Source organism: Deinococcus puniceus (assembly GCF_001644565.1).
GTDB lineage: Bacteria > Deinococcota > Deinococci > Deinococcales > Deinococcaceae > Deinococcus > Deinococcus puniceus.
In genome coordinates this window covers 2,866,076-2,877,500 of the sequence record NZ_CP011387.1, presented here as the reverse complement: position 1 = coordinate 2,877,500, position 11,425 = coordinate 2,866,076, and the positions used below count along the sequence as shown (strand labels likewise).

General features: G+C 63.6%; 10 protein-coding genes (1 of these 10 only partly in view). 5 read left to right on the top strand and 5 right to left on the bottom strand.

The genetic code is table 11. The features are described 5' to 3' along the window. From SU48_RS13350 to SU48_RS13335, 4 genes are all read left to right on the top strand, one after another. Nucleotides 1–2,370, top strand: partial view of an S-layer homology domain-containing protein gene (locus SU48_RS13350; protein WP_064016060.1) — the 3' portion only. The gene continues 264 nt to the left of window position 1, outside the view; the window shows 2,370 of its 2,634 coding nt (coding positions 265–2,634); its start codon lies off the left edge, out of view; the stop codon is at nucleotides 2,368–2,370. A 124-nt stretch (nucleotides 2,371–2,494) separates the two neighbouring features. Continuing rightward, the gene (locus SU48_RS13345) at nucleotides 2,495–3,457 is read left to right on the top strand and encodes a manganese-dependent inorganic pyrophosphatase (RefSeq protein ID WP_064015671.1); all 963 of its coding nucleotides are present in this window, start codon (nucleotides 2,495–2,497) and stop codon (nucleotides 3,455–3,457) included. Then, nucleotides 3,432–4,724: a bifunctional folylpolyglutamate synthase/dihydrofolate synthase gene (locus SU48_RS13340; protein WP_407919262.1), complete on the top strand. Its 1,293-nt coding sequence runs from the start codon at nucleotides 3,432–3,434 to the stop codon at nucleotides 4,722–4,724. Before SU48_RS13345 ends, SU48_RS13340 begins: the two co-directional genes overlap by 26 nt. Nucleotides 4,725–4,933: 209 nt before the next feature. After that, entirely contained in the window at nucleotides 4,934–6,475 is a 1,542-nt protein-coding gene (locus SU48_RS13335; protein ID WP_064015670.1) for a carboxypeptidase M32, read from the top strand. Between the two features lie 71 nt (nucleotides 6,476–6,546). On the opposite strand, the gene SU48_RS13330 is transcribed toward SU48_RS13335, so the two are convergent. Continuing rightward, entirely contained in the window at nucleotides 6,547–6,798 is a 252-nt protein-coding gene (locus SU48_RS13330; RefSeq protein ID WP_064015669.1) for a hypothetical protein, read from the bottom strand. A 313-nt stretch (nucleotides 6,799–7,111) separates the two neighbouring features. Between SU48_RS13330 and SU48_RS13325 the strand changes: the two genes are divergently transcribed. Next, on the top strand, nucleotides 7,112–7,501 hold the full coding sequence (locus SU48_RS13325; protein WP_019010554.1) for a helix-turn-helix domain-containing protein: 390 nt from the start codon (nucleotides 7,112–7,114) through the stop codon (nucleotides 7,499–7,501). A 368-nt stretch (nucleotides 7,502–7,869) separates the two neighbouring features. Here SU48_RS13325 and SU48_RS13320 read toward each other — a convergent pair whose 3' ends face one another. The 4 genes from SU48_RS13320 to SU48_RS13305 all read right to left on the bottom strand — a co-directional run bounded on the left by SU48_RS13320 (nucleotide 7,870) and on the right by SU48_RS13305 (nucleotide 11,415). After that, nucleotides 7,870–9,591: a bactofilin family protein gene (locus SU48_RS13320; RefSeq protein WP_064015668.1), complete on the bottom strand. Its 1,722-nt coding sequence runs from the start codon at nucleotides 9,589–9,591 to the stop codon at nucleotides 7,870–7,872. A 74-nt stretch (nucleotides 9,592–9,665) separates the two neighbouring features. Next, on the bottom strand, nucleotides 9,666–10,175 hold the full coding sequence (moaC, locus tag SU48_RS13315; protein WP_064015667.1) for a cyclic pyranopterin monophosphate synthase MoaC: 510 nt from the start codon (nucleotides 10,173–10,175) through the stop codon (nucleotides 9,666–9,668). Next, on the bottom strand, nucleotides 10,175–10,777 hold the full coding sequence (locus tag SU48_RS13310; RefSeq protein WP_064015666.1) for a YceD family protein: 603 nt from the start codon (nucleotides 10,775–10,777) through the stop codon (nucleotides 10,175–10,177). Before SU48_RS13310 ends, moaC begins: the two co-directional genes overlap by 1 nt. Before the next feature lie 77 nt (nucleotides 10,778–10,854). After that, entirely contained in the window at nucleotides 10,855–11,415 is a 561-nt protein-coding gene (locus SU48_RS13305) for a peroxiredoxin (RefSeq protein ID WP_064015665.1), read from the bottom strand. Nucleotides 11,416–11,425 lie beyond the last annotated feature (10 nt).

Here is an 11,425-nt window from a genome sequence, read left to right as displayed (position 1 = left end):
GAAGTGCCTGTTACTCCTGCCCCCGGTGGCATCAGTGACGAAGACCTGACCGCGCTGCAGAACGCCATTCAGGAACTCGCCGCCGACCTCACCGCCCTCGGCGTCCGCGTCAGCGACCTCGAAGAGAACGCCGTCAACCGCGACGACTTCACCCGCCTTGAAGCCCGTGTGGAAGAGCTGGCAACTGCTGAAGGCGACGCAGCTGCCATCACCGGCATCCAGACCCAGATCGACGAGCTGACCGCCCGCGCCGACGAGTACGACACCCTGCGTGCCGATATCGACGACAACGCCAGCTCCATCGCCGCCCTGAACGACCTGACCGTCCTCCTGAACCAGGACATCCTGAACCTTCAGGATCGTGTCAGCGCCGCCGAAGCTGCTCAGGCCGACTTCGTGACGCGCACTGACTTCGACAACCTGTCGGGCCGCGTGACCGCCGTAGACAACCGCGTGACCGGCGTTGCTGGCCGCGTGACCACCCTGGAGAACGCTCCTAAGTTCAGCGTCGTGGGCGGCGTTACGGGCGCTTACGGCCAACTGGCCATCACCAGCGGCAGCACCAACTTTGACGTGAGCCGCCTCACGGCTGGCACCTTTGCCTCCGGCAACCTCGGCGACGGTGACGTGACGACCACCGACACTGCAGGCGTGTACAGCAACCTCTCCAGCGCAGCCCGCTTTACCTTCGGCGTGCGTGCCAGCCAGCTGGTCACGGCTGACGGCAAAGTAGTCGTCAATAACGCTGCTGTCAACTTCCGCACCGAGAACGTCTTGAACACCGCTAGCCCGGCAGCTGTTGTGCCTGTGGTTGCCCTGAACGACGCCACCCTCGACGGCACCATCGGCGGACAGAAGTTCGACGTGCGCTACGACACCGTCAGCAACAAGTTCAAGTTCAGTGACTACCTGTTCAGCAACAATGCCAACAACGACGGCGACGTGAACGGCGTCCCCGGACGTGGCCTTGTCGTCAACATCGCTGCCAACGACTTGCCCCTCGCCCCCAAGCTGACGGTCGTGACGGGTAACACCGCCAACGCTGTCCTGGCCCCCAACTACTACGGCGTCCGCGCTTCCGTGAACCCCGCAGGCCTGGGAACCGTGGGCGTGTCCTACGGCCAGGGTACCCGCGCTGCCTTCGGCATCGATTACAACGTCAAGGTTGGCGTCGTCGGTGTGCGTGGTGAAGGCGTGGTCAGCATTCCTAACACTTCCTCCAGCTTCGTTGCTGGTGGAGCCAACCCCATCACCGCCTTTAACAACGGCGACAAGGCGTTCTACACCGAAGTGACTGCTGCCTTGGGCGGAGTCAACCTCGCTGCCAACTACCGCGCTATCGACCCTGACTTCTCTGTTGCTGGTGCTAATGCTGGTATGTCCATCAACAACACGCTGCGCTACGCCGCCGACCAGGTTGGCTTCGGCGCTGCCGCAGGAACCAGCCTCGGCAACATCGCTTTGGGCGCTTACGTCGATTCCTCGCAGCCTTACGCAGGTGGCGCGAGCACCTTGGGCTTCGGTGCGAAAGCTGGCGTCAAGTTCGGTGCATTTGAAGCAGTCGGGTTTGCCAACCGCGCAACCCTTGCCAACGTTGTTGTCGATGACAGCGCCCTCAAGATTGGCCGCGCCGGTATGGACATCGCAGGCGTGCCCTTCAGCATGACCAGCACCGTCGGCGCACAGGTCGACCACAACGGCGCTGCTACCAATGCTCTGGTCAAAGGCCTGGACATCACCGTTGCCGACGCCTATTACTACAACAGCGGCAAGAATGACTTCTCGGTTTCCGCCAAGTACGCTGCCACGCTGTTCGGTGCAACCGTGACCCCCTTGCTCCGCTACAACATCGTGACCGCTCCGGGCACGGCCAGCGACACCAACACCCTGAAGTACGGCATTCAGGTCAAGACCCCCGTGTTCACGGGTGTGCCTCTCCAGCCTAGCCTGTACGGCAACTTTGCTAACCGCATCACCAACCCTGGCAGCGGTGTGACAGTCGGCAGCGGCACCACCACCGAGTTGCTCGGTCAAGTGGGCCTGACGCTCAACCAGTTCCTGTCGGCCAGCACGACGGCCAGCATCGGCTACTCCTACTACCAAGGCTTCGGCGTAGTAGGTGCCACGCCTGCAGGCCTCGGCGCGAACATCGGCTCGGCCAACGTTGCGTTTGACCGTAAGGATAACCGCGTCTACGGGGCCGTCGGTACCGAAAGCGCCAAGATGGACGGCGTATACGCTCAGGTGGGCTACAGCGGCCTGACTGCCAACTACGGCATCTTCCGTTACACCACCCTGACGCCCGGCGCCAGCCAGGGCCAGACCTCGGTCGGCCAGGGCTTCAAGGTCAACTACTCCTTCAAGTTCTAAACTTCTTCCCTCTGAGCCATTAGGTTCAGCGTCAGCAAAGGCCATCCTCCGGGGTGGCCTTTCTGCTTGCCTTTCGGGTGGGTGGATTGGTGCTTTGGCCTCCAGAACCGCTAAACTGCTGCCTATGCTTGCTGTGTTTGGTCACCTGAATCCCGATACCGACGCCATCTCTGCCGCTTTGGTCTATGCACGCCTGCTGACCCGGCAAGGTGTGGAGGCACAGGCTTACCGCTTGGGCGATCTGAATTTTGAAACGGCATTCGTGTTACGTGAATTGGGGATAGACGCGCCCCCGCTGCTGCCCCAGCTTGCCCCCGGCTCGGCGGTGGCTCTCGTGGATCACAATGAGAGCGCCCAATCGGTGTCTAACCTCAGCGAGCTGGACGTGACACGGGTGGTGGATCACCACAAACTGGGCGACCTGACCACCTCGCAGCCCGCTTACCTGCGCTTCGAGCCGGTGGGCTGCACGGGAACGCTGCTGCTGAAGCTGCATTTGGAGGCCCACTTGCCCGTAGAAGTGACCGATGCCAAGCTGATGCTGAGCGCAATTCTGAGCGACACGCTGCACTTCCGCAGTCCGACGACCACGCAGGCAGACCGGGAAGCAGTGGCTTTTCTTGCCCCGATTGCAGGTGTGGCCGATGTGGAAGCTTACGCACTCGCTATGTTTGCTGCCAAGAGCGATCTAGGTGACACGCCTGCCGAAACGCTGCTGAGGATGGATTATAAAGTCTTCCCCTTTGGCGATGCGGCCCAGCCCCAGACCATGCAGCGGTGGGGATTAGGCGTCATCGAAACGACTAATCCGGCCTATGTATTTGGGCGACAGGCGGAATTGTTGGCGGCAATGGATCAGGTCAAGGCAGAGGACGGGCTGAACGGCGTGCTGCTGAGCGTGGTGGACATTTTGAACGAATCCAACCGCACGCTGGTGCTGAGTGCCACCGAAGAGAAGCTGATGCGTGAGGCCTTCGGTGTGGAAACTGTGGGGCAGGTGGCCGACCTCGGCGCACGCATCAGCCGTAAAAAGCAGGTTGTGCCCGCGCTGGAAGCCTATTTTGCCCCCGGAACTCCGTCTGTCTGAGCCAGCCATAACCGGACTAGATTGGCTGTTTGCCCGCCAGCGGTTCGGCATTCATCCCGGCTTGGGGCGGGTGCGGGCACTTTTGGCGCTGCTAGGCGATCCACAGCAGGCTTACCGCGTGGTGTTGGTGGGTGGTACCAACGGCAAGGGCAGCACCGCTGCGACGTTGGCCGCCATCTTAGAAACGTCCGGCGAGCGCGTGGGCCTCTTTACCAGCCCGCACCTGACCCACTTTGCCGAGCGCTTCCGGGTGGCGGGTGAGGACTTGCCCAACCAGACAGTGGCCGAAGCTCTGGCACGGGTGCGGCCCCACGCCGAGGCTGTAGAAGCGTCTTTCTTTGAGATCGTGACCACCTTGGGTTGCCTGCTGTTTGCCGAAGCAGGCGTTACGCTGGCCGTGATGGAAGTGGGCCTCGGCGGGCGGCTGGACGCCACCAACGCACTTGACCCGGCCCTGAGCGTCATCACCAATGTGGCGCTGGATCATACCGAGATTCTGGGCGATACACTGGCCGCCATTGCCGCCGAGAAAGCTGGGATTCTGCGTGCTGGGCGGCCCGCTGTGAGTGATGTGGCTGCCGGGTTGCGGCCCATTTTGGAAGAAGAAGGTGCAGATTTGTGGGCGCTGGGTGACGTGCAAACGCAGTCTGTAGGCTGGGAGGGTTGGGCAGTGACTTTGCCGTTGCCACAAGGCCAGAGCCTGCGCTTCCGTACGCCGCTGCTGGGCGCACATGGGGCCAGAAACGCGGCTCTGGCTGCCTTGGCCGCCCTCCGTTTGGGTGTAACTGAGTCGGTCATTCGGCAGGGGACGGAAGCAGTGGAGTGGCCGGGGCGCATGGAGGTCATCCCGACTGTTGCGGGCGGGCGCGTGCTGCTGGACGGCGCACACAATCCGGCGGGGGCGGAGGCGTTGGCTGCCGCTCTGAGCGACTTGTTGCCCCAACTGGGCTTACAGCGCGTGCCGTTTATCTTCGGGGCCGCTGCCGATAAGGATCTGGGAGGGGTGGCAGAAGTTCTGCGTCCACTGGCCTCGCGGGTCATCCTGACGCGGGCGGTGCTGAGTCCCCGCGCCACCCACCCCGCTGCTCTCGCCCCGCTGTTTGAGGGCTTGCCCGTTCACCTCACCGACTCTCCCGCCGAAGCTTTAGCTTTACTGGAAAGCCTGCAACAACCATTGGCGGTGGTGTGCGGCAGCCTCTATCTGATCGGAGAAGTGCGGCCCTTGCTGCTGGGCGGGGCAGGCGAGGAGCGGGAGCGGTGGCAATGAGCACGCGCCACAGCATACGGATTCCGATTGAACAGTTATGAAATAACTGCGAAATCCGACTGGAAGGAGAAGGAAAAGTACGGATTCCAGAATGGAGTTAGCTTTCGGTGCTGTCCCGGAAGATAACGGAATGACCGGGATCCGTAGCAGAAGCCGAACTGTCCGCCATTTGGCCTAACTGCCGCCCGGACACGCTACCCTGAGAAGCCATGACAACCTCATCCCACACGGCTGATGTGACCACTCCCCCTACCGACTCACCGGAACTGGCCTTGCCCGAACTGAAACGCCGCCTTGGGCAAATCAGTGACCTCGGCGCGGCGGCGGGCCTGATGTCTTGGGATCAGGAAACGCAGATGCCGGACGAGGCGGCGCGGGTGCGCGGGCAGCAGATGGCGACGCTGGAAGGGCTGGCGCACGAGATTTTTACCGACGCCCGCACTGCCGAACTGCTGGCTGCGGCAGGCGAACCCGCTGACCCCACCGACGCGGCCATCGTGCAGATCACGCGCCGGGATCACGGCAAGGCCACCAAACTGCCCACCGAGTTTGTGGAGGAAATGTCCCGCGCCCGCAACGAGGCGCACCATGCGTGGGTGGACGCCCGCAAGAACAGCGAGTTTTCCACCTTCGCTCCGCACTTGACCACCATGATCGATCTGGCGCGGCGGCAGGCCGACTTTCTGGGCTACGAGGCCCACCCCTACGACGCCCTGATGGACAACTACGAGCCGGGCATGCGGGCCGCACACGTCAAGACCGTGTTTGCCGACCTGCGTGACCGCACGTTGCCGCTGCTGCGCCGCATCGTGGCCGCGCCCGACGCCGCCGATTACAGCGTGCTGACGCGCCCTTTTGCCCCCGAAGCCCAGAAGGCGTTCGCATGGCGCATGGCGGGCGAGGCCTTCGGCCTGAAGTCCGACTTTGCGCGGCAAGATGAGAGCGCCCACCCGTTCCAGACCAACTTCAGTCGCAGCGACATCAGAATCACGACCCGCGTGGAACCCTACTGGCCCGCCTGCCTGTTCGGCACGTGGCACGAAACCGGGCACGCCATGTACGAGCGCGGCGTAGGCCAGCGCTGGGAGCGCACTCCGGTGTCTAGTGGCACCAGTTTGGGCGTCCACGAGAGCCAGTCGCGCATGTTCGAAAATCTGCTGGCCCGCTCGCGTCCGTTCTGGAACCGCCATTTTGCGGCGTTGGCCGAGGCGGCTCCCGAAGTCACGGCGGGCCTAGACCCCGAAACGCTGTACCGGGCCGTCAACCGCGTGAATCCCAGCCTGATCCGTGTGGAAGCCGACGAAGTGACCTACAACTTTCATGTGATGTTGCGCTTCGAGCTGGAATTGGCCTTGCTGGAAGGCAGCCTGAACGTGGCCGACTTGCCGGAAGCGTGGAACGCCAAAATGGGCGAGTATCTGGGCCTGACACCGCCCAACGACGCTGAGGGTGTGCTGCAAGACGTGCACTGGTCTGCTGGACTGATCGGGTATTTCCCCACCTACACGCTGGGCAACCTGCTGAGCGTGCAACTGCTGGAAGCCGCCCGCCAGACGCCCGAGATCGCAGCGGGCATAGATCAGGCCGAGTATGGGCCGCTGCTGGCGTGGCTGGCCGAGAACGTGCATCAGCATGGCCGCAGCCTCTCGCCCGAGCAAATTACGGTGGCTGCGACGGGCCGCCCACTGACCGCCGACCCGTATGTGGCCTACTTGCACGAGAAATACGAGGGGATTTACGGGCTGAGCTAACTTTGGGATCAAGCGAAAGGCCAGAGCCGGGACTGTCCCACGCTCTGGCCTTCCGCTTATTTCCGTTTGAGTCAAACGGCGTGCTTGCGTTCGACTTGTGTGATCAGGTAAGCGCGGCTGGCACTCAGCCACGTTTGGGCCAGCGCGGTATGCGGGTGCTGACGCTCGCGCAGGGCGTTGGTGCCGAGGCTCAGTTGGCGCTCGATGCGGCGCACGGCGCTCAGGCCACCCTCGTTCTCAGCCTCGATCAGGGTGTTTTTAACGGTGGTGGGATGCACAAAACCGACGCGAATGCTTTCAGCAATGGTATCAAGGGCACGCATAGAGGTACTCCTTCCAGCGGTATGGACGCTGCGAGGCAATCGGGTGATGCAGATGGGGCAGAAATGGGGAGCGGCGAATCCTGTTCTTAATTACGATAATAGCAGAGCGGCTCCGAGCTGGCAAGAAGCATGAGGCCACATTCTGTATTGACCGTAGCGGGAAGCGGTGTTACACTCCGATCAAGGATGCCTGATTCTGCTCACAGGCAAATGCTCTCGCCGCGCCTTTTCAAGCGACCGCATCCCCAGGCAACCCGTGCTGTACGGCTCGAAAGGCCCACCAGCACGCACGCCGCAGCCTAGGAGGTGACATATGAAACTGCACGAACGACTACGTGAACTCCGCAGTGAACGCGGGCTGCGGCTCAAGGACATTGCCGAGACCGCCGGAATCAGCGTTCCGTACCTCAGCGATCTGGAGCGCGGGCGCACCAACCCCAGCCTAGAAACCCTGCAAACGCTGGCCGGAGCCTACGCCATCACGGTTCACGACCTGCTGGAAGGCGTCGAATTTTACGGCGCGTCCACCGAAGGAGCCTTGCCCAAAGGTCTGTCTGACTTGGTGGCCGACCCCACGCTGGGGCCGCAAATCACGCCCGATTGGGTTCGCACCCTCTCGCGCATCGAACTGCGTGGCAAGCGCCCCCGCGATAAGCAGGACTGGTACGAAATCTACCTGCACCTGAAACGCATCCTGAACTGATCCAGCCGGATTGGTGTTGGGATTCCGAAAAATGAAGAAGGGCCAGACGCTCAACGCTTCTGGCCCTTCTCGTGTTGGGGTCTGGTATCTGGCATATGGGGGCTTGGTCTAAGGGTCAAGGGTCTGAGGGAGGGCAATCGCTGCGCTCACTACCCCTCACCCCGCTGTTTCACAGCGCCCCTCTCCCACAATGGGCGAGGGCAACAGACAAGAGCTTGGTGTTACTCCCTCTCCCTTGAGGGGGGACTCGCAGAGCTGCGCAGCAGTGGGTTGGGGAGGGGGTGAATGAACAACGCGATTGCCCTTACGCCCTTGCTTAGACCCTCAGACCCTTGACCCTTAGACTGCCTCCCACTCAAAGCTGAGACTTACGCCGCCTCTACCCACCCACCTTCCGGCTTGGCGACTCCCTGCCCCCGTGTCAGCAGGAGGGTTCCCGCGCCCCACGTCCCGCCAATCAGCGCTAACACGAAAGCCAACGTGGGGGCGCTGAGGCAGGCGGCAAAGCTGCTGAGGCCAACGAGTGCCCCAACCGCGTCGGGAACAGGCAGGCGCACCCGGTAGGCCACCGCACGGCCCAAGTCGTACACGCTGACGCTGAGGCCGGTGGCAATCAGCAGGGCCGCGAGGGCGGTGGCGATCAGGGCGGGGCCAAGCATTCCGGCCAGCGCTAGGCCGAACGCGGGGCCAATGAGGGCCGCCAAGGCCAATACACCTAGGGCCAGCGTGCGAACCGGGGCGTGACGCTGCCGCCGCGCCAATGCCGGAGCCATGCCGCCCACGAACAGCAGCAGCAGCACGCTGCCAGTGAGCGTGAGGAACACTTGCGGCCACGCGGCAGCGCCCAGCCAGCCCAGCACCGGGCGGAAGGCGGCGGCAGTGGCCATGCCGAGGCCCACTGGGGGCGGCGTTTGCAGGGCGCTGCGGTCTCCGGGGGCGCGGCCCAGCAGGGCGTTCACGCGGCCCGTGACCTGTGCGCCGGGATCGCGCTGCACGTCGCCCAACAGGGTTACGACTTCACCGCGCACCACCGCGTTGGCGGTCAGGGTAATCTGGCCGCCCACCGCGATCACGTTCCCGGCAACTGGCCCATTCACGGTCACATTCTGACCAAAGGTGACGCCGCTGCGCCCCGCCATACCGAACATGGCAGGCACAGTCAGCACGGCAGACAGGGCAAACGCCGCCGCCCCGAACCGCTGCACGGTGGGCCGGGGCCGCCACGTCACCAGCGCACTGGTGACCAACAGCAGCGCCAGCCCCACGCCCGCCAGTGGTGACACCTGCGCCAACAAGGTTTGCAGCACCAGCGCCCCCGCCGCCAAATTGGGCCAAGCCGAGGTGATCGCCAGTAGAAGGAGGCCCACCAGCAAGGCCGACACGAGCAGTAAGGGCGCGGGATTGCTGGCCTGCGGTTGCGAGATGAACGCGGCGGCGGAAGGGGCAGGTTGAATGGCTGGTGCTGGAGCAGGTGCAGCTTGAAGAGGCGGTGCAGCAATCCGGGCCGTCACTGGTGCAGCCACGGACGGCGCGGCGGGCGGCAAGCTCTGGCCCAGGCGTGCCGACGCTGCCACATCCGAAGCAATGTCGGCGGCGAGGCTACGGGGCAACGTGGCCGGAGTGAGCCAGCGCGAAGCCTGAATGTCCTGCATCACGTCGGCAGCGATGCTGCGGGGCAAGGATGGCGGAGTGTCAAGCACCGCACTGACGCGCACGGCAGACGCCACCGCCGCTGCCACCGATTGGGGCAGGGGAGGGGGAGCCAGTTGGCGCGAGGAGGCGATGTCGCTGGCGACTTGTGCGGCCACCGAATGGGGGAGGGCAGAAGGCTGTAAGCGCAGGCTCCAGCCGATGTCCTGCGCGACTGCTGGGGCCACGCTGCCGGGAATGTCCGGCGGGTCAAGCGTAGACAGCAGGCCCGTGATGTGGGCCAGTGCCGCCCGCGCCGCCTGCACGTCAGGATTGTTGGCGAGGGCGTCCAGTTGTGCGCGGTCTTGCGGGGCCAGTTCGCCCTCTGCTTCAAGGTGCAGCAAGTCCAGCCACGCTGGAAAGCTGGCCGCCAAGAGTGGGTTAAGATGCTCCGCGCCCATACGTTCCCTCTACGTTAAAAGACCGGTGAAGGTTCCCAAGTCGGTTCGGCAAGCTGTCCCCTCTAACCGGACAATCAGCCGCCGAGGTCTGCCGCCCTATAGTCGCCGCTCTTGCCGCCCGTTTTGGTCAGAAGTCGCACGCCCGTAATTTCGATGGCTTTGCTGGCCGCCTTCAGCATGTCGTAGACATTCAGGGCGGCCACCGTCACGGCGGTCAGGGCTTCCATCTCTACTCCGGTGGGCGCAGTGGTTTTCACCGTTGCCACGATTCGCACGCCACCCTCTTCCAGAGTGACCCGCACATCGGCCCCCGTGACCGGAATGGGATGACACAGCGTAATCAGGTCGGCGGTGCGCTTGCTGCCGCTGAGGCCTGCCAACCGCGCCACCGTCAGGGGATCGCCTTTGGGATTGGTTCCCGCCTCTAGCGCGGCGCGGGCCTCGGCGGGCAGACGCACCCAGCCCTCGGCGGTGGCCGTGCGGGTGGTGGCCACCTTGTCCGACACGTCCACCATGCGCGGCAGGCCGTCTCGGAAGTGTGTGAGTTCAGGGGGTGTCAGTTCATGGGAGCTGGAATCGGCCATCAATCGTCGGACAACTTCAGGTCGCGCAGGGCCGCGAACGGGTTCTGGCTGGCATGCGTGGTGCCTTCGGGAATGCCCAACTGGTCGTCAATTTCTTCCACTGGAACCTGCGCCATGTGCTCGCAGGGGCCTTCGTTCAGGTCGTGGCCGCAGACTTGGCACAGGCCTTTGCAGGCCTCGTCGTGCACCACACTCAGGGGCGCGGCCAGCAGCGTCGTTTCGGCCAAGTACGCACTCAGGTTCAGGTCGGGGTCGCCAAACACCAAGACTTCCTCGCCCGTGTCGGCCTCTTCCAAAAAGGGTTCCTGCACGGCGGGGTCGTAGCGCATCAGCGTTCCCAACTCTATTTCCAGCGGCACATGCACTTCACGCAGGCAGCGGGCGCATTCCATGATCAGGGTCGGCTCAAAGGTGCCCTGAAGGTACAGTTCATCGCCCTCAAGGCTGTTGATTTCTATCTCGAAGGGCGCAGGCTCGGCAAACTGGAGGGTCTGCGACTGGTCGCCCTGCAAGTAGGTCAGGTGGTCAAGTTCGCCTTCTGCGTGGGCGTCGCCCGCCGTGCGCAAGAGGGAACCAAGGTGAATCCGGGGCGTGTCACTCATCCCCGTATGATAAGCCGCGCCGCCCCGCCTGACCGGAAGCTGCACACGATACGGCAGGCCAGAAGACTTAGGGCAGCTTAGGCTGGCTGCTGCCGGAGCCAGCCCATCATGTTGGCAGCATTCTGGTCGGGCGGAAAGACTGGGTAAAAGACCTTCTCGATCAGCCCGTCTTTGACGATCAATGTCACGCGCCGCAACAGGTGTTGCCCTTCCACCTCAAAAGTAGGCAGCCTCAGCGCCCGCCCCAGTTCGCCCGCCATATCGGAGAGCAGGGGAAAAGGCAGGTGCAGGCGGGCGGCGGCCTCGGCTTGCTGCGGCGTGGTTTGGGTGCTGAGGCCGAACACCCGTGCGCCAAGGGCTTGCAGCTCGGCGTGATGATCGCGGAAGGCGCAGGATTGCGGCGTGCAGCCCCTCGCCCCCGGAATGCTGTCCCAATCTTGGGGCGAGGGCACTCCCGGCGTGCCAGTGCGCGGATAGATGTACAGCACGGTGCGTCCAGCCAGCGCCGAGAGATCTACGTCGCGGCCAGCGGTGGCATGCAGAGACACCGCTGGAAACGTGAGGCCCGTGAGATGGTCACAGGCCCCATCATCTACAGGCACAGGCAGGTCTATAGGCAACTGATGAAATTCGGTCATTCGGCAGTAG